The sequence below is a fragment of the Bacillus sp. LQ16 genome (assembly GCF_057784645.1).
Genome location: NZ_CM173491.1, coordinates 4,136,675 through 4,154,128, shown reverse-complemented (window position 1 = coordinate 4,154,128; position 17,454 = coordinate 4,136,675). Strand labels below are relative to the sequence as shown.

Here is a 17,454-nt window from a genome sequence, read left to right as displayed (position 1 = left end):
TTAAAAGTGGTATTATAGTATAGTCTGATTTAAGTTATTAGTACTGGAGGGAAATAAGAATGCGTGTGAATATTACTCTAGCATGTACAGAATGCGGAGATCGTAACTATATCTCAAAGAAAAATAAACGTAACAACGCTGAGCGTATCGAGCTTAAAAAGTATTGCAAGCGTGACAAGAAGTCTACGTTACACCGTGAAACAAAGTAAGCAGTAGGAATATTTTCCTACTGTTTCTTTTTTTATTCGATTCCTATGTTAAAAGTGATACACTATCATCATAGAGTAAAGTGTCACTGTAAGGAGGAGAATGTGTGAAAGAAGAGAAAGTGCGTTTGCGTAAACAAATAATAGAACACATGAATTCTTTATCAGAAGAACAATATACAACTTTATCAGAACAGATTGCATTTTCGTTGTATGCGCAAAAAGAGTGGGTTGAAGCTAAAACAATTGGAATTACTCTCTCAATGGAAAATGAAGTGAATACATATCCTATTATCGAAAAAGCTTGGGAAGAAGGAAAGAAAGTTGTAGTTCCTAAGTGTAATAAAGGAACAAGAACGATGTCCTTCCGGAAAATTAGTGATTTTGATCAATTAGAAACGGTGTATATGAACTTACGTGAACCGATTCCGGGACTTACGGAAGAAGTGAGTGCGGATGACATTGATCTTCAAATTGTGCCAGGCGTAGCTTATACAGAGCGAGGAGAACGGATTGGATACGGCGGGGGCTATTATGATCGTTATCTCGTGCATTATAAAGGGAAAACGCTATCATTAGCATATGATTTTCAAATGGTAAAACACATTCCGATAGAGCCATTTGATAAAAATATAGAAAAAATTATTACAGAAAAAGGAACAATGCTTATAAATGAGCTTGTATAGACAAATAAAAATTGACGAGACTTTTTCTTCTTGATTATAATAAAATATGTGAACGTTTTCTTATTATAATTTTTATAGTAAGTGAGCATAGAGGGTGATGAAATGGTATCTATTTATGATATTCAGCAATTGCTAAAGAAATTTGGTACGATTATTTATACGGGAGATCGAATTGCAGATTTACAATTAATGCAAGATGAATTGCGTGAATTAAATCAATCACAGCTAATCGATCCACAAGACTATCAAACAGCTTTATTTTTATTGAAGCAAGAAATTCAAAAAGAGCTAAATAAGAATTAGATAAAGGTAGGTAAGCAACATGGAAGAGAAATGGTTAGTTGGTGTTGACCTTGGTGGTACAACGATTAAATTAGCATTTATTAATGTATACGGCGAAATTTTACATAAGTGGGAAATCCCTACAAATACAGGTGAGCAAGGAAAACATATTACACTTGATGTTGCGAAAGCAATTGATAAAAAGCTAGAAGAATTAGGCGAATTGAAGAGCAAGTTAATTGGTATTGGTATGGGAGCTCCTGGCCCTGTACATGTGGCATCTGGAATGATTTATGAAGCGGTTAATTTAGGGTGGAAAAACTATCCGCTAAAAGATTTATTAGAAGTAGAAACAGGATTACCTGTTGTTATTGATAATGATGCAAACTTAGCAGCGCTTGGTGAAATGTGGAAAGGTGCTGGTGAAGGTGCAAAAGATTTAATCTGCATGACACTTGGTACGGGCGTTGGTGGTGGTGTAATCGCCAATGGTGAGATTGTACACGGCGTGAGTGGTGCTGCTGGTGAGATTGGACATATTACAGTAGTTACAGAAAATGCTTTCCCATGTAATTGCGGGAAGTCTGGTTGCTTAGAAACAGTAGCATCTGCGACAGGTATTGTACGTGTTGCTATGCAAAAAATACAAGAGACTAATAAAGAAAGCATGTTGCGTTCTATGTTAGCTGAAGAAGGACGTATTACATCAAAAGATGTCTTTGAAGCACTTGGACAAGGTGATGAATTAGCAGGCGAAGTAGTAGAAAAGGTAGCTTCTTATTTAGGGTTAGCTGTAGCGAACCTATCTAGTACGTTGAACCCAGAGAAAATTGTTATTGGTGGAGGCGTGTCTAAAGCTGGAGATGCGCTATTAGAACCAATTCAACGCTATTTCGAGCAATACGCTTTCTCACGTGCTGTAAAGAGCACGAAGTTAGCTATTGCAACACTTGGTAATGATGCAGGTGTTATCGGAGGAGCTTGGCTTGTAAAAAAGCACAAATACGAAGCGAAGATGATATAAGTTTTGAAATATGAAAAGAGGAAGGGGGAACCCTTCCTCTTTTTGTGTGAAATCTCGATGAAGAATAAAGTGTAAACGAATTAAGCTGCTGGTGGATACCCGTTATATAGAACAGTCATGATCGTAAACCATCCGAAAACGAGTACAGTTGCAATTGCAAAGCCGCTCGCGAAAAAGTTTTTTTCGCGAAGTGTTCTAAGCGTAGCAAATACAGCTAACAGAGTGACAAGTGTAAAAATAATAACAAGGCCCATGCAATATCCTCCTCTGTCTACCCATTTCTTATTATGAGTTTTTGGAATATTTACTCTTTTATATTGTACATGTTTTAAAAATGATTGTCGAGATAGCATCCTTTCTTTTCCTAAGAGAAAGAAATGTTGTATCATTAAAAGTAAGTTTAATAACTGGAGGAGATTTTCATATGAAATGGATACAAATGCCGTTAGGCCCATTACAAACAAATGCTTATATTTTAATGAACGATCAAAAAGAGTGCATTATCTTTGACCCTGGGCACGAAGGTGAAAAGCTCGTTACATATTTACAAGAAGAACAATTAAAACCATTGGCTGTTTTATTAACGCATGCTCACTTTGATCATATCGGTGCTGTTGATGCGGTAAGAGACGCTTTTCATATTCCTGTATACGTACATAAAGAAGAAGCAGATTGGTTAGGAGATGCAACTGTAAACGGCTCTCAAATTTTTATGATGAACCGCAGTATTACAGCAAAACCAGCGGATCATATTATTGATGCAGAAGGTACATTAACAATTGGATCATTTAATTTTGAAATTTTTGAGACGCCAGGACATTCTCCAGGAAGTATTTCTTATTATAGTAAAGAGGCAAATGCTGTATTCTCAGGAGATGTATTGTTCCAAATGAGCATTGGAAGAACAGATTTGCCTGGTGGAAGTTTTGCTGAATTAATTGGAAGTATTGAAGAGAAATTATTTGTATTACCAGATGAGACAGCGGTGTTATGTGGACATGGTCCAGAAACAAGCATTGGTTTTGAAAAAGAAAATAATCCGTTTTTACAATAAGGAGTCATTATGGGAATGGAGCTCATTTTAAGAGAATGGATGGGGAAAGAAAAGGATTATTCAATTTCATATAGTACGTATATGAACCTTGTATTGTATACAGAAGGTCATGGATATTATATGAAAGAACGTGAAAAGATTGGAAGACAAGGGGATTTTTTTACAAGTAGCAATGTATCCTCTGTTTTTGCAAAAACTTTTGCTAAACTTTTTATTCGTCTTGTTGAAAATGGTGAAGTTGCTTCGAATATTTGTGAGGTTGGTGGGGGAACTGGAAAGTTTGCCTATGATGTTTTACAAGAATGGAAGCAATTATCTCCAAAAACCTTTATTGATTTAAACTATTCAATGATTGAAGTGAGCCCTTTTCATAGGAAATTACAGCAGGAGCACCTTAGCTCATTTTCTAATGTATCGTACTATACCTCTTATAGTGAAATGGGAGATTCTTTCGAGGGAATTCTTTTTTCGAATGAGTTGTTTGATGCATTTCCTGTTGAAATAATTGAGAAAAGAAATGGTATGTTGTATGAAGTGCGTATTACATATACAGAGGAAGGAAACCTTTCAGAAGTATGTAGGCCGTTAGATAAAAGAATTGGTCGATATTTATTGAAATATAATATTCATATTGCTGAAGGGCAACGTTTTGAAGTACCAATTGTGATGGAGGAGTATATAAAAGAAATCGCGAAATGGTTTCAAAAAGGTATATGTATTACAGTTGATTACGGATACACAAAAGAAGAATGGATGCATCCAGCACACCGTGAAGGAAGTTTGCGAGGTTATTATCAGCATAAGCTAATACGTAACCCACTAGCGCATCCAGGTGAAATGGATCTTACTACTCATATTCATTGGGACGAGCTAAAGGAGATGTTTAGTATGCAAGGAATGAGTGCAGTATGGCATAAGAAACAATCTGAGTTCTTGTTAGCTGCAGGGATATTAGAACAGCTTAAGAGCCATCAAGATATGAATCCTTTTTCTGAAACGCAAAAACAAAATCGAGCAGTTCGTTCTATGATTTTGAATGGAGGAGTAGGGAGTGCGTTTGATGTTGTTATACATACAAAAGATATGCAACATTTACATTTGGATCGGTATGTAACAATATAAAAAACAAGACACAGTATATACTGTGTCTTGTTTTTTAATACGACTTATGTAGTATTATATATTTCCTCTCATGATATATATTTATATTAAAGATATGAGATAAAAAATATAGAATACGTTCTTTTTCTTCGATTATTAGTCCCTAACCTAATAATACGCGAACGAGTTGAATTATTGTTTCGTTCTCTACTTTGTAATAAATTTCCAATCCTTTTCTTTCACTAGAAACGATTTTAGCGCTTTTTAATTTTGCTAAATGCTGTGAAATTGTAGATTGTGGCATGTTTAAGCCAGTGTACATTGTAGAAACGTTGCTTGGACCGCGCTCAATTAATCCTTTTACGATACATAAACGAACAGGATGAGCCAGCACTTTTAATAATTCTGCATTACTTTCATATAGTTCTAATTCTTTTTGAAAGGTTTCTAACATGTTCTTTTCCACCTCCGTGTGAGCTATTATACCATACTATACATACCAAAAATTTAAAGAAAAGAAAATAGTTGTTGCAGAAAAAAAGTCCTAAAGTAAAGAAATTGTAAGAAAAGAGACCATGATGTAAATAAAATAGGTAAATTAGCACGTTTTTGTAAAATGACATTTTTGGGTGAAAATTTCGATGCGTTTTAAAAATTGAAAGATATAGATATATTTGTAACACAATTTTATCATGATTTTCTTATTCTTTCAAATGAATATACGAAATTTTTAAAATAATATGACAAAGGAATTATAATGATATATATAGAATATAAAACAGGTTAAAAGAACAGAAGCTGAATGTAATTCGCTTCTTTATGGTGATAATGAAATATTTGATTACGGCTGATAAATCTTAGGATAATCAAGTCATTAGTCATTTATTCTAAAATTCATCTTTTAGCAACGTTAAAAATCTGTGATTCCATATGTTCTCGTAAAAATCAATTGTCTCTTTTGCGGACATAAAAGGATTATTCAACGTAGAGGTTGTTTTCTGTATCATAAAGTTTTCGTATCCCAGTCCGTGGGCAAACTTAATCGTAGCATCCATACAGTACTCTGTTTGGGCACCGCAAAATTCAATGCGATTTACAGATAATTGATCTAAAATTTCTTTTAAGTTTGTTTTATAAAATGAATTTGCATGTGTTTTTCTTACAAAAAAATCTTGTTCTTGAACATCAAGATCGGTATGAATAGCCCAAAGTTCTTTCTCGGGTACTAAATCATCATCACAATGTTGAACAAAAAGGATTGGTTTATTTAATTTTCTGTATGAAGAAATTCTTTTATTTACTTTTGTTAGTAAGTTCTGTAAATCAAATAAATGCTCTCCGCCATAACATACGCCATTTTGTAAATCGATAACGATTAAAATATCTGCACAAGTATTCATTATTTTTACCCCTTTTTCATTTTTTAATATATCAATTAATCAATTTTTTAGAAATAGATGATATACTTTTATTTTTTATGGACTATAAGAAAAATTTCAAATGACTATAACTAAATCGCATAAAAAGAAGATATGAAAACCTATTCTCATATCTTCTTTTTTCTCTATGCATTTACAGGTTCTTCTACATAAGAAAGGGCATTTTCAAAATCGGATATTAAATCGTTAACATTTTCAAGACCGACTGATAACCGAAGTAATGAATTAGAGATTCCTCTTTCATCACGAGCTTCTTGCGACAGTGCTGCATGTGACATTTTTGCTGGATAAGAAAGAATTGACTCTACAGCTCCTAAACTAACTGCAAAAACAGGTAATTTTACTTTTGATAAAAATTGGCGGAGTGCATCTTCTGACTGCAAAGTAAATGATAAGACTGCTCCAGCTGATGTTGCTTGAGATTGTTGAATATCAAATCCGAGATGTGTTTGTAATCCCGGATAATAGACATTTTGTACTTTAGCGTGCTCTTGTAAATAATGTGCAATTTTATTGGCATTTTTAGCTGAATGCTCGAGGCGTACATGTAATGTTTTTAGACCGCGAAGTACGAGAGAACAATCTTGAGGTCCTAAAATAGCACCGAATGCATTTTGTAAAAATCCAAGCTTTTGAGCGAGTTCTGCATCTTTTACTACTGCTAATCCGGCAGTAACATCACTATGCCCAGCAATAAATTTTGTGGCACTATGAAGAACAACATCAGCTCCAAGTTCAAGTGGTTTTTGGAATAGTGGTGTCAAAAATGTATTATCAACAAAAGTAAGAGCCCCAATAGATTTTGCAAGTTTAGAAACCTCGCGAATATCTGTCACCTTTAAAAGTGGATTAGAAGGTGTTTCTACATAAAAGAGCTTTGTATTTGGTTTAATGCTTTGTTTTATTTCTTCTAAATTGGTCATATCAACAAATGTATGTGAAACACCGTAACGGGAGAGTACCTCAGTTATCACTCGGTAAGTGCCTCCGTATACATCTTCTGAAATGAGTACGTGATCACCTTGTGAAAGAAGGAGGAATGCAGTGGAAATCGCTGCAATGCCTGATGCAAAGGCGAATCCCTTTGTTCCACCTTCTAATAAAGCAATGATATCTTCAAGAGCTTCACGAGTTGGATTTCCTGACCTGCTATAGTCATATTTTCCGAACGTATCTACATCAAACTGGTGAAAAGTTGATGTGTTATAGATAGGAACGTTCACAGCTCCTGTTTGCGAGTCATGTTTATATTGGTTGTGTAGTAAGAGTGTATCTATAGAATAACTCATATTCTTACACCTTCTTTTACAAGTTTAATGGCTTGCTTTAAGTCTTGAATTAAATCGTTACTATTTTCAATGCCAACGGAGAATCGAAGAAGACGATTACATACACCGTTTGCTGTTCTAATTTCTTCAGGAATATCAGCATGTGTTTGCGTTGCTGGATAAGTCATTAAACTTTCTACACCACCAAGACTTTCGGCAAATGTAATTAAGGATAAAGATTGTAAGAATGGATTAATCCAAGCTTCATCTTTAAGGCGAAATGAAATCATGCCGCCTCTTCCAGGATAAAATACATCTGTCACCCCGTCTTCATCATTTAAATATGCAACAACTGCTTTCGCATTTTCTTCATGCTGTCTCATGCGAAGCGCTAACGTTTTCATACCGCGAATTAATAACCATGAGTCAAATGGGCTTAAAACTGCACCTGATGCATTATGATAATGAGCGATTTCTTCACAAAGTTCCTTTCCTTTTGCAACGACAAGTCCGCTTAGTACATCGTTATGTCCCCCTAAATATTTCGTTGCGCTGTGAAGTACAATGTCAGCACCTTCTGTTAATGGTTGCTGTATATAAGGTGTGTAGAATGTGTTGTCTACAATAAGAAGTAGTCCGTGCCTTTTCGCTACAGTTGCGACAGCAGCAATATCAGTAACTTGCATTAATGGATTAGTTGGAGTTTCTATGAAAATAGCCTTCGTTTCAGTTGTGATAGCTTGCTCAATTTGTTTAATAGACTGTGTATTTACGTATCTACATCGAACATTCCACTTTTTTTCATGTTCAGAAAATAATCGATACGTTCCACCGTATAAATCTTCAGATACAATAAGTTCGTCTCCAGAGCGGAATAGAGAAAGGACGAGGAGAACAGCCGCCATCCCTGAACTACAGGCATAACCTTGTTCGCCATATTCTAAGTCTGCGATTGCCTGTTCTAAAAGACCTCGAGTTGGATTGCCAGTTCGTGAATAGTCAAAGCCAGTAGATTTACCAATTCCTTCATGACGATAAGCGGTTGAGAAATAAACTGGTGGATTAACCGTTCCAGTTGTAGTTTCACTGCGATTGCCGATTTGTGCTAGTTTTGTTTCGATTGTTGACATGTGAAAATTCCTCCTTTTTAAATTGAAACATTAAGTGAATATAAAATAAAAAAAGCCTTCTAAGAAGAAGGCTTTCGGTTTGAATAGAGTCTTCTTCTCATCTGTCAAATCTTTCACAATTTGCTGGAATTAGCACCTTATTAACAAAATGTTAATGGTTGCTGAGGCGTCACAGGGCCAGTCCCTCTACCTCTCTAGATAAGAATGTTCGTATGAAATTTTTATTATGTTTTTAACTTTACAACAAAAGATAATTGAATTGCAACTTTATTTTGAAAAATTTTTATTTTTCCGCAAGTGTCATTGACTTTTACTTTTGTGCATGCTAAATTTATTAAAAAATTAACAAACATTGTTAAAAGGGGAACGCATTTCCTTTTAGCTACATAAATAAAATAATAAAGACAACTCTTATTGAGAGCGGTGGAGGGAAAGGCCCTGTGAAACCCGGCAACCTTCAAACGAAATGTTTGAAACGGTGCTAATACCTGCAAAACGAATGTTTTGCATAATAAGAGGAGGAACGATTATGTCCCCCTCTTCAAAGTGAAGAGGGGGTTTTTATATTGATAGAAATGAGGGAGATTCGTGAAATTACTAGATTTATTATCAAAAGGAATTGTAATAGGTGATGGTGCGGTTGGAACGTTATTGCATTCACATGGCTTGCAAAGTAGCTTTGAAGAATTGAATGTATCTGATCCAGACTTAATTATATCGATCCATAAACAATATGTAGCTGCTGGAGCAGATGTAATTCAAACGAATACGTATGGAGCAAATGAGGCGAAATTACGTATGTACGGCTTAGAAAATCAAGTTACAGAAATTAATAGAGCGGCAGTAAAACTGGCGAAAGCATCTGTTACAGATAAAAATGCAATTTTAGGAACAATTGGTGGTATGAAACATATCGGAGCCGTTACAACGACTGATATGGAAAGGGAGTTTATGCTACTTGAACAGGCAGGGGCTTTACTAGAAGAACAGGTTGATGGATTACTATTAGAAACTTTTTACGATGAATTTGAATTACTTCATGCTGTTAAAGTATTGCGTAAGCAAACGAACATTCCAATTGTTGCTCAATTAGCGTTACATGAAGCAGGTACGACTCAAAATGGAAATGATGTCAATGAAATATTAAAGCAACTTATAGATTACGGTGCAAATGTTGTTGGATTAAATTGTCAACTAGGGCCGCTTCATATGACGGAGGCTTTCAAAATGATATCGATTCCGCAAAATGGCTATTTATCAGCATACCCAAATGCAGGTCTCCCGAATTATGTGGAGGGACGTTACGTATATGAGGGAAGCCCAGCTTATTTTGAGGCGATGACGCCGAGATTTATTGAGCAAGGTATTCGGTTATTAGGTGGTTGTTGTGGTACGACTCCAGAACATATTCAAAGTATGAAGCACGCTGTTGCGAATGTTACACCTGTAATAGAAAAAGACACCATTCAAAGGCCGAAAGTTGTTCATACGCATGAGAAACGTTCGAAGGCTCACGTCACTCTAGCAGAGAAAGCGAAAAAACAAACGACAGTTGTAGTGGAATTAGATCCACCGAAAACGTTAGATACACAGCGGTTTTTTGAAGGAGCAAGAGCTTTAAAAAGAGCGGGAGCAGATGCTATTACTCTAGCAGATAATTCATTAGCATCGCCTCGTATTTCTAATATGGCAATGGGTGCGTTATTAACGAAGCATGATATCCCGGTATTGACACATTTAACGTGTAGGGATCATAACGTCATTGGACTACAATCTCATTTGTTAGGTTTATCGGCGTTAGGGATGGAAGAAGTGTTAGCTTTAACTGGTGATCCAGCGCGCGTTGGTGATTTTCCTGGTGCAACTTCTGTATACGATTTGTCCTCTATTGAGCTCATTAAAATGATTAAAGAAATGAACGATGGACGTTCAATTTTAGGGAAATCAATTGGACCGGCGACAAGGTTTTCTGTAGGCGGCGCATTTAATCCTCACGTGAGGCACTTAAAAGCAGCGGTTAAGCGAATGGAACGAAAAATAGATGCTGGAGCGGAATATTTTTTAACTCAGCCAATTTACGATATCGCGTTAATTGAAGAAGTGTATGAAGCGACAAAGCATTTGGAACAACCTATTTTTATTGGAATTATGCCGTTAGTAAGTAAGCGGAATGCAGATTTTCTTCATTTTGAGGTACCGGGTATTACTCTTCCAGAAGAAATAAGAGAGAGAATGGATGGACACGAAACGAAAGAGGCGGCAATTGAGGAAGGGATTCGCATTTCGCAAGAATTGATCGACGCAGCGATGAAATATTTTAATGGTATTTATCTTATTACACCATTTTTAAAATATGAAATTACAGAACATCTTGTTAAATATGTAAGAGAAAAGCAAGAAGTGAAAGAAGGTATTAATTGATGAAGTGTATAGAAGAAAAATTACAAAATAGCATTTTAATATTAGATGGTGCAATGGGAACAATGATTCAGCAAGAGGATTTAACTGCTGAAGATTTCGGAGGAGAAGAGTACGAGGGCTGTAATGAATATTTAGTAGAAACAAGACCAGACGTTATTTTAAAGATTCATAAAGCTTATATTGAAGCTGGAGCGGATATTATTGAAACAAATACATTTGGGGCAACGAATATTGTACTAAGTGATTATGAGCTGTCTCATTTAGATGAAGAACTAAATGAAAAGGCAGCACTTTTGGCGAAGCAAGCTGTTAAAGAAAGCGGTAAGGAAGTATATGTTGCGGGAGCGATGGGACCAACAACGAAAGCAATTAGTGTTACTGGTGGTGTGACTTTTGAAGAATTGATTGAGGCTTATACAAGGCAGGCACGAGGATTATTAAAAGGAGAAGTTGATGTATTACTCGTTGAGACGAGTCAAGATATGCGTAACGTGAAAGCAGCTTATATTGGAATTCAAGCTGCTTTTGAAGAACTGAAAAAAACGGTTCCTATTATGATTTCAGGAACGATTGAGCCAATGGGAACGACTCTGGCTGGGCAAACAATTGAAGCTTTTTATTTATCAGTAGAACATATGAAACCATTATCTGTTGGGTTAAATTGTGCGACTGGTCCGGAGTTTATGAGGGACCATATTCGTTCACTATCTGATTTATCGGAGTGTTACATTTCTTGTTATCCAAATGCAGGTCTTCCTGATGAAGATGGACATTACCATGAGTCTCCATCTTCTCTCGCTGAAAAGGTGAAGCGATTTGCTGAAGAAGGATGGGTTAATATTATCGGTGGTTGTTGTGGCACGACACCAGAACATATAAAAGCAATGAAAGAAGCACTAGCATCTCTTAAGCCTCGTGACCATCATGAGAGAGAAGGACATGGAATTAGTGGATTAGAGGCACTGCAATATGATGAGTCTATGAGACCGTTATTTGTAGGTGAAAGAACGAATGTTATTGGATCACGTAAATTTAAACGATTAGTAGCAGAAGGGAAATTTGAAGAGGCTGCTGAAGTGGCAAGAGCGCAAGTGAAGAAAAATGCTCATATTATTGATATTTGTATGGCAGATCCTGATCGTGATGAAATAGAAGATATGGAGAAATTTTTGACAGAAGTTACGAAAGTGTTAAAAGTACCGATTATGATTGATTCAACGGATGAAAATGTTATGGCAAGAGCACTTACTTATATTCAAGGAAAAGCTGTTATCAACTCTATTAATTTAGAAGATGGAGAAGAGCGTTTTGAAAAGGTAACACCGCTTCTTCGTAAGTATGGTGCTGCAATTGTAGTTGGTACAATCGATGAAGATGGTATGGCAGTAAGTGCTGAAAGAAAATTAGAAATTGCAAAAAGAAGTTACGAATTATTAACGACGAAATATGGGATACGCCCGTCAGATATTATTTTTGATGCACTTGTGTTTCCAGTAGGGACAGGTGATGAAGAATATATTGGTTCAGCGGCAGCGACTATAGAGGGCATTCGCCTTATTAAAGAAGCGTTACCAGAGTGTTTAACGATTTTAGGTGTAAGTAACATATCATTTGGTTTACCACCGGCTGGACGTGAAGTATTGAATTCCGTCTTTTTATATCATGCTACGAAGGCTGGATTAGATTACGCGATTGTTAATACGGAAAAATTAGAACGCTATGCGTCGATTCCAGAGGAAGAAAAACACCTTGCAGATGCATTACTGTTTGAAACGACGAAAGAGACGTTAGAAGAATTTACAAACTTTTACCGAGTCGCTAAAAAGAAAGATGTCGTTGTGCAAGAAACGTTAACGCTAGATGAACGACTAGCAAATTATATTGTAGAAGGTACGAAACAAGGATTACACGAGGATTTAAGTCTTGCACTTGAAGAAGGAAGAAAACCTCTTGATATTATTAACGGTCCGCTTATGACAGGGATGGATGAGGTAGGACGACTATTTAATAATAATGAACTTATTGTTGCTGAAGTATTGCAAAGTGCCGAAAGTATGAAAGCTGCTGTAAGTTATTTAGAGCCACATATGGAATCTAGCGATAGTGCAAAAAAAGGGAAAGTATTATTAGCAACTGTAAAAGGTGATGTGCATGATATTGGGAAAAATCTCGTTGAAATTATTTTAGCGAATAACGGATATGAGATTATTAATTTAGGAATTAATGTACGTTCGGATCGAATTGTTCAAGAAGTACAAGAAAAGAAGCCGGACATTATAGGCCTTTCAGGTTTATTAGTAAAATCAGCGCAACAAATGGTAACGACTGCTGAAGATTTAAAAGCAGCAAATATTGATGTTCCCATTGTTGTAGGTGGTGCAGCGTTAACGAGAAAGTTTACAGATAATCGGATTTCACCATCATATAAAGGGCTCGTTTGTTATGCGAGTGATGCGATGACGGGGCTCGATATTATTAATAAGCTTCAAAAAGAAGAAGAGCGTGAGAAGATGAAACAGGATAAAAAAGAACGTCATCTTCATATCGTAAAAAAAGAGGAGAAGAAAGTAGAAATTCCAGCAGTAATTGAGCCATTACCGAAGGCTGAGGTTATGGTGCCTGATTCAACAAAACGAATTGTATTACGTGATATTCCGGCTCTTCATCTCGCTCCATTTTTAAATAGACAAATGCTACTTGGGCATCACCTTGGATTAAAAGGAAATGTGAAGAAGCTTTTGAAAGAGGGAGATAAGAGAGCACATGAATTAAATGATTTAATAGATGAATTATTGCAGGAAGGACAATCTTGGTTAAAGCCGAAAGCAGTGTATCAATTTTTCCCAGCGCAAAGCGACGGACAAAACATTGTAATATATGATCCAGAAGATCATACGCGTGTTATAGAGCGTTTCACATTCCCTAGACAAGGAAAGGCTCCCTATCGTACTTTAGGCGATTATTTGCGCCCAATTGGAGATGAGATGGACTATGTTGCTTTCTTATCTGTTACGGTTGGGGAAGGAGTTCGGGACATTGCTGAAGAGTGGAAGGCGAAAGGTGATTACTTACGTAGTCATGCCATTCAATCGTTAGCGCTTGAATTAGCAGAAGGACTTGCTGAAAAAACACATATGCTCATTCGTGACCGCTGGGGCATTCCAGACTCACCTGAACTGACGATGGAAGAACGTTTCCGTACGAAATATAGAGGAATACGCGTGTCATTTGGTTATCCGGCGTGTCCAGAACTTGCAGATCAAGAAAAGCTATTTCGCTTAATTCATCCAGAGGAAATAGGTATTTCATTAACAGAAGGATTCATGATGGAGCCAGAAGCGTCCGTAACGGCTATGGTATTTTCTCACCCTGAGGCAAGATATTTTAGTGTATTATAGTCTAGAAGGGGGAGACGTATGAAGAAAATAGTCTTTACAGGTGGCGGTTCGGCAGGACATGTAACACCTAATTTAGCCATTATCCCATATTTACAAGAAGACAACTGGGATATCTCTTACATTGGTTCTCATCAAGGTATTGAGAAAACGATTATAGAAAAGGAAGGCATTCCCTACTATAGTATTTCGAGTGGAAAGCTACGTCGTTATTTTGATTTAAAAAATATAAAAGATCCTTTTCTTGTAATGAAGGGGGTTATGGATGCGTATGTAAGGATTCGAAAACTAAAACCAGATGTGATTTTTTCAAAAGGCGGTTTCGTATCCGTACCAGTCGTAATTGGAGGATGGCTAAATAGAGTACCAGTTTTATTACATGAATCTGATATGACGCCAGGACTAGCAAATAAAATTGCGCTTCGTTTTGCTTCGAAAATATTTGTTACATTTGAAGAAGCGGCGAAACATTTACCGAGAGAAAAAGTAATATATACGGGATCTCCTGTACGTGAAGAAGTGCTGAAGGGAAATCGTGAAACAGGTTTAGCATTTTTAGGTTTTTCACGTAAAAAGCCAGTTATTACGATTATGGGAGGTAGCTTGGGCGCGAAAAAAATTAATGATACGGCTCGAGAAGCATTACCAGAACTTCTTAAAAAGTATCAAATTGTTCACCTTTGCGGAAAAGGTAACCTTGATGAAAGTTTACAAAATAAAGAAGGATATAGACAATTTGAATATGTACATGGAGAACTGCCAGATATATTAGCGGTAACAGATTTTGTTATTTCACGCGCGGGCTCCAACGCAATTTTTGAATTTTTAACATTACAAAAGCCGATGGTTTTAATTCCATTATCGAAATTTGCAAGCCGTGGAGATCAAATATTAAATGCAGAGTCCTTTGAAAGGCAAGGGTATGCCTCCGTATTATATGAAGAAGATGTAACTGTAAAATCTCTTATAAAGTATGTCGAAGAATTGAATCAAAATAATGAGAAGTATAAAACAGCACTAAAAAAATATAATGGAAAAGAAGCAATTAAAACAATCATTCAAAATATTTCAGAGGCATGATGAAACAATCATGCCTCTTTTAGTAGGGTGAAAGATTCCAAGAATTGATATTTTTATGTTACAATAAAGTGAAACTTTAATCAGTTGGGGGCATCCTCCATCTAACTTCTTTGCTTTCACTGGAATTTGAGGAGGGGGTTTTACTGCCCTCAAATAGCGGGATAACAAATGGGTTAATAGGGAAATTCCAATTAATGAAGCGTGAAAATACGAATGGATTAGGAGTGACTGTGTTGGAGCTAAGTCTCTATGAAAATACTGCACTTATTATATGCTTTGTGTTGTACGTTGGTAGTGTTATTGTTTATATTTCAAGGAAATTTTCGCAAGAAAGAGAGCTTGAAAAATCAGAGATAACAGCTGAACTAGAAATGTTAGCTGATGAAAGTTATAAAAAACAAAAAATAAAAGAAGACCATGAAGCATCCCATCATTTAAACGCAAATAAGTTTTAAAGATGGGGATTTTTTTTGAAGTTGTTCTTTATTATAGCTATAACAATTAACGCTAAAAAGGAGTTTCCCCATACATAATGAAGGAGTGTATATAAATGAATTTTTATATCGCCTCAGGTTTCCAAAATAAACATCTTGTATGTTCCGTAGCAAATGAACTGAAACATGCAGGATGGCACCATACATATGATTGGACCAAAAACGAAAGAGCAGTGAATCAAGAACAATTAAGAGAAATTGGTCAGGCAGAAAAAAATGCTGTAAAAGAAGCGGATGTGTTTTTACTTATATTAGATGGCGGAAACGGGAGCCATACAGAGTTTGGAATGGCGATTGCACTAGAGAAAACGATATATGTATATCATGCAGGAAACCCGCTCCAAACAACGTTCTATCACTTGCCAGAAATAAATATTTTTGAAGGAGATGTAGCTGAGTTTGCATCTTATGTTATGAATCATGTGAAATAATAGTAACTACCTAAAAGGTTATAAAAGTGATCTTTTGGGTACAGTGATGATAAGAAACGTATATAAAGGAGTACATAATATGAAATTAGAAAATGGATGGGAAACGAGCTTTTTAGAAGTCGTACAAAATAGTGAATTTAAGAAAGAGGCACTTCTTAGTCAATTGCTTTGTCAGGATAGTGAAGAGGTAGAAGAGCTTGTGGATGATTACGGCTACGAAGAACTTGTTGAACGTGAACATGATGATGAGTTAGCTGAAATCTTAGGAGAAGAACTTTTTAGTGAGATGGAACGCCAAGTATTCTTATCTTCAAACCCAGAAGAAAAACTTATTGCATTCGTCAATGGATTAGGTTTTCATGTGTTAGATTGGATCGTTCTTCTTGAAACAGAATTTGGCATTGATAGTGCAAACTTTACATCAGATGCTGTAAAGGTGTTAGAAAAGCGTTTCAGACAGTTTCCGTACATAGAGGACAATATAATTTTTGACATGACATTTGGAGAATCGATGGATGTATTAGAATCTGTTACAGGATTACAACTAAAGGAAAAGATGAACATATAATGAAAAAAGAACGTGATTCAATCACGTTCTTTTTTTACATAATAATAATTTTATCATCTAGTTTTGTCTGCCCGGTAAGAAGTGCGTTTAAATATTCCACTTTTCTTATACAAGCTTGTATATGTCTTTCAACCTCTTGTAACTCTGCTTGGTGATGTGTTTCAATTGGATGAATTTGTACGTTGAATTTTTCAAATTGACTACTATATGTTATTTCTGCATAGCCGCTCATAATATCGGTTTCGTTATGAAATAAAAATTGCCTCGTTTTGTCACAGAATGATACATCCTGAAAGCCATATACTTTTAATGCTTCAATTACTTTTTTAATCATTTTTGTATTCATTTTTTTAACCCTCTTTACGAAGTTCTACTTTTATATTATAACATAAAAAATTACATAGAAAGCGCTTCCAAGTGTATTTTATTATAAACTTTACGTTTCAATCACAAAAATGAAACAAAGAAAAAATAATTGTAAAGAAGGAAGGACTCTTTTATTGTTTCGTCATATATATAGAGAAATAGTGCAATGAAAGGAAATTTTCCGAGGTGGAGATCGTATTTCCAATTTGAGCGCAGTAAAAGAGGTGAGAATCTTGAACTTTGATATTGTAGGACAAAAAGCATATATAAAAGATGGACCGCATCGGAACCAAATTGGAATTGTAAAGAAAAACGAGACAAAATTAGCATCGCAGTTTGCTATTGTAATTGGAGAACAAATTATTGATGTAGAGCTAAAGGATATCGTGTTAGTTGGAGTAGACGTAGGACAATTTCATAAATGGTGCGAACAAAATGGTTATTTGTGAAAAGGACGGGCTGTGAGATAATGAAATATATTTGAGGAAAGAGAATATATTATTGTATTC

The 17,454-nt window shown here is 35.8% G+C and carries 19 protein-coding genes and 2 riboswitches; of the genes, 13 read left to right on the top strand and 6 right to left on the bottom strand.

Annotated elements, in window-relative coordinates; genetic code table 11:
- Positions 1-59 precede the first annotated feature (59 nt).
- The 4 genes from rpmG to glcK all read left to right on the top strand — a co-directional run bounded on the left by rpmG (position 60) and on the right by glcK (position 2,198).
- On the top strand, positions 60-209 hold the full coding sequence (rpmG, locus tag AC3EMB_RS20930) for a 50S ribosomal protein L33 (RefSeq protein WP_001265616.1): 150 nt from the start codon (positions 60-62) through the stop codon (positions 207-209).
- 104 nt (positions 210-313) lie between these two features.
- Positions 314-892: a 5-formyltetrahydrofolate cyclo-ligase gene (locus AC3EMB_RS20925; RefSeq protein ID WP_069356203.1), complete on the top strand. Its 579-nt coding sequence runs from the start codon at positions 314-316 to the stop codon at positions 890-892.
- 102 nt (positions 893-994) lie between these two features.
- Positions 995-1,195, top strand: coding sequence for a YqgQ family protein (locus AC3EMB_RS20920; protein ID WP_000253699.1), 201 nt, complete (start codon positions 995-997; stop codon positions 1,193-1,195).
- 19 nt (positions 1,196-1,214) lie between these two features.
- Complete coding sequence (gene glcK / locus AC3EMB_RS20915) at positions 1,215-2,198, top strand: glucokinase (RefSeq protein WP_000391701.1); 984 nt, start codon at positions 1,215-1,217, stop codon at positions 2,196-2,198.
- Positions 2,199-2,278: 80 nt separating this feature from the next.
- Here glcK and AC3EMB_RS20910 read toward each other — a convergent pair whose 3' ends face one another.
- A complete protein-coding gene (locus tag AC3EMB_RS20910) occupies positions 2,279-2,452 on the bottom strand; it encodes a DUF2759 domain-containing protein (protein ID WP_000524852.1) in 174 nt (57 codons plus the stop codon).
- A gap of 170 nt (positions 2,453-2,622) precedes the next feature.
- Here AC3EMB_RS20910 and AC3EMB_RS20905 point away from each other — a divergent pair, with 170 nt between their 5' ends.
- Together AC3EMB_RS20905 and AC3EMB_RS20900 are read left to right on the top strand one after the other, a co-directional pair.
- Positions 2,623-3,252, top strand: coding sequence for an MBL fold metallo-hydrolase (locus AC3EMB_RS20905; protein ID WP_000871225.1), 630 nt, complete (start codon positions 2,623-2,625; stop codon positions 3,250-3,252).
- 9 nt (positions 3,253-3,261) lie between these two features.
- Positions 3,262-4,374 carry a class I SAM-dependent methyltransferase gene (locus AC3EMB_RS20900; protein ID WP_098678667.1) on the top strand — a complete coding sequence of 371 codons (1,113 nt, stop codon included), beginning with the start codon at positions 3,262-3,264 and terminating at the stop codon, positions 4,372-4,374.
- 142 nt (positions 4,375-4,516) lie between these two features.
- Here AC3EMB_RS20900 and AC3EMB_RS20895 read toward each other — a convergent pair whose 3' ends face one another.
- The 4 genes from AC3EMB_RS20895 to metI form a co-directional block, all read right to left on the bottom strand.
- On the bottom strand, positions 4,517-4,807 hold the full coding sequence (locus tag AC3EMB_RS20895; protein WP_000894377.1) for an ArsR/SmtB family transcription factor: 291 nt from the start codon (positions 4,805-4,807) through the stop codon (positions 4,517-4,519).
- A gap of 433 nt (positions 4,808-5,240) precedes the next feature.
- Positions 5,241-5,753 carry a cysteine hydrolase family protein gene (locus AC3EMB_RS20890; RefSeq protein ID WP_488517254.1) on the bottom strand — a complete coding sequence of 171 codons (513 nt, stop codon included), beginning with the start codon at positions 5,751-5,753 and terminating at the stop codon, positions 5,241-5,243.
- A gap of 164 nt (positions 5,754-5,917) precedes the next feature.
- Positions 5,918-7,081 (bottom strand): cystathionine beta-lyase, encoded by a 1,164-nt coding sequence (gene metC / locus AC3EMB_RS20885; RefSeq protein WP_023523020.1) that lies wholly within the window; start codon positions 7,079-7,081, stop codon positions 5,918-5,920.
- Positions 7,078-8,190: a cystathionine gamma-synthase/O-acetylhomoserine thiolyase gene (metI, locus tag AC3EMB_RS20880; protein WP_000103889.1), complete on the bottom strand. Its 1,113-nt coding sequence runs from the start codon at positions 8,188-8,190 to the stop codon at positions 7,078-7,080. Before metI ends, metC begins: the two co-directional genes overlap by 4 nt.
- A 94-nt stretch (positions 8,191-8,284) precedes the next feature.
- Positions 8,285-8,395, bottom strand: a riboswitch (SAM riboswitch).
- 203 nt (positions 8,396-8,598) lie between these two features.
- A riboswitch (SAM riboswitch) is annotated at positions 8,599-8,708 on the top strand.
- 70 nt (positions 8,709-8,778) lie between these two features.
- Here metI and AC3EMB_RS20875 point away from each other — a divergent pair.
- The 6 genes from AC3EMB_RS20875 to AC3EMB_RS20850 all read left to right on the top strand — a co-directional run bounded on the left by AC3EMB_RS20875 (position 8,779) and on the right by AC3EMB_RS20850 (position 16,579).
- The gene (locus AC3EMB_RS20875) at positions 8,779-10,611 is read left to right on the top strand and encodes a bifunctional homocysteine S-methyltransferase/methylenetetrahydrofolate reductase (protein WP_000770353.1); all 1,833 of its coding nucleotides are present in this window, start codon (positions 8,779-8,781) and stop codon (positions 10,609-10,611) included.
- Positions 10,611-14,009: a methionine synthase gene (metH, locus tag AC3EMB_RS20870; protein WP_023523018.1), complete on the top strand. Its 3,399-nt coding sequence runs from the start codon at positions 10,611-10,613 to the stop codon at positions 14,007-14,009. The genes AC3EMB_RS20875 and metH overlap by 1 nt, the downstream gene beginning before the upstream one ends.
- Before the next feature lie 18 nt (positions 14,010-14,027).
- A complete protein-coding gene (gene murG / locus AC3EMB_RS20865; RefSeq protein ID WP_089171761.1) occupies positions 14,028-15,086 on the top strand; it encodes an undecaprenyldiphospho-muramoylpentapeptide beta-N-acetylglucosaminyltransferase in 1,059 nt (352 codons plus the stop codon).
- 194 nt (positions 15,087-15,280) lie between these two features.
- A complete protein-coding gene (locus tag AC3EMB_RS20860) occupies positions 15,281-15,541 on the top strand; it encodes a DUF3966 domain-containing protein (RefSeq protein WP_000817964.1) in 261 nt (86 codons plus the stop codon).
- A 95-nt stretch (positions 15,542-15,636) separates the two neighbouring features.
- Positions 15,637-16,011, top strand: a complete 375-nt coding sequence (locus AC3EMB_RS20855) for a nucleoside 2-deoxyribosyltransferase (protein WP_001012331.1) — start codon at positions 15,637-15,639, stop codon at positions 16,009-16,011.
- A gap of 79 nt (positions 16,012-16,090) precedes the next feature.
- Positions 16,091-16,579 carry a hypothetical protein gene (locus tag AC3EMB_RS20850; protein ID WP_141544804.1) on the top strand — a complete coding sequence of 163 codons (489 nt, stop codon included), beginning with the start codon at positions 16,091-16,093 and terminating at the stop codon, positions 16,577-16,579.
- A 34-nt stretch (positions 16,580-16,613) separates the two neighbouring features.
- Here the strand turns inward: AC3EMB_RS20850 and AC3EMB_RS20845 are convergent, their stop codons facing one another.
- On the bottom strand, positions 16,614-16,925 hold the full coding sequence (locus AC3EMB_RS20845; RefSeq protein WP_001093240.1) for a hypothetical protein: 312 nt from the start codon (positions 16,923-16,925) through the stop codon (positions 16,614-16,616).
- Positions 16,926-17,178: 253 nt separating this feature from the next.
- Here AC3EMB_RS20845 and AC3EMB_RS20840 point away from each other — a divergent pair, with 253 nt between their 5' ends.
- Positions 17,179-17,394: a DUF3912 family protein gene (locus AC3EMB_RS20840; protein WP_049107956.1), complete on the top strand. Its 216-nt coding sequence runs from the start codon at positions 17,179-17,181 to the stop codon at positions 17,392-17,394.
- Positions 17,395-17,454: the final 60 nt, after the last annotated feature.

What these genes read in the sequence shown, in the direction of transcription:
- metI (WP_000103889.1), bottom strand. Translation starts at nt 8,190, where the DNA reads ATGTCAACAATCGAAACAAAACTAGCACAAATCGGCAATCGCAGTGAA.
- AC3EMB_RS20920 (WP_000253699.1), top strand. Translation starts at nt 995, where the DNA reads ATGGTATCTATTTATGATATTCAGCAATTGCTAAAGAAATTTGGTACG.
- AC3EMB_RS20845 (WP_001093240.1), bottom strand. Translation starts at nt 16,925, where the DNA reads ATGAATACAAAAATGATTAAAAAAGTAATTGAAGCATTAAAAGTATAT.
- glcK (WP_000391701.1), top strand. Translation starts at nt 1,215, where the DNA reads ATGGAAGAGAAATGGTTAGTTGGTGTTGACCTTGGTGGTACAACGATT.
- AC3EMB_RS20905 (WP_000871225.1), top strand. Translation starts at nt 2,623, where the DNA reads ATGAAATGGATACAAATGCCGTTAGGCCCATTACAAACAAATGCTTAT.
- metC (WP_023523020.1), bottom strand. Translation starts at nt 7,081, where the DNA reads ATGAGTTATTCTATAGATACACTCTTACTACACAACCAATATAAACAT.
- AC3EMB_RS20900 (WP_098678667.1), top strand. Translation starts at nt 3,262, where the DNA reads ATGGGAATGGAGCTCATTTTAAGAGAATGGATGGGGAAAGAAAAGGAT.
- AC3EMB_RS20850 (WP_141544804.1), top strand. Translation starts at nt 16,091, where the DNA reads ATGAAATTAGAAAATGGATGGGAAACGAGCTTTTTAGAAGTCGTACAA.
- rpmG (WP_001265616.1), top strand. Translation starts at nt 60, where the DNA reads ATGCGTGTGAATATTACTCTAGCATGTACAGAATGCGGAGATCGTAAC.
- AC3EMB_RS20855 (WP_001012331.1), top strand. Translation starts at nt 15,637, where the DNA reads ATGAATTTTTATATCGCCTCAGGTTTCCAAAATAAACATCTTGTATGT.
- AC3EMB_RS20910 (WP_000524852.1), bottom strand. Translation starts at nt 2,452, where the DNA reads ATGGGCCTTGTTATTATTTTTACACTTGTCACTCTGTTAGCTGTATTT.
- metH (WP_023523018.1), top strand. Translation starts at nt 10,611, where the DNA reads ATGAAGTGTATAGAAGAAAAATTACAAAATAGCATTTTAATATTAGAT.
- AC3EMB_RS20890 (WP_488517254.1), bottom strand. Translation starts at nt 5,753, where the DNA reads ATGAATACTTGTGCAGATATTTTAATCGTTATCGATTTACAAAATGGC.
- AC3EMB_RS20860 (WP_000817964.1), top strand. Translation starts at nt 15,281, where the DNA reads ATGAAGCGTGAAAATACGAATGGATTAGGAGTGACTGTGTTGGAGCTA.
- AC3EMB_RS20895 (WP_000894377.1), bottom strand. Translation starts at nt 4,807, where the DNA reads ATGTTAGAAACCTTTCAAAAAGAATTAGAACTATATGAAAGTAATGCA.
- murG (WP_089171761.1), top strand. Translation starts at nt 14,028, where the DNA reads ATGAAGAAAATAGTCTTTACAGGTGGCGGTTCGGCAGGACATGTAACA.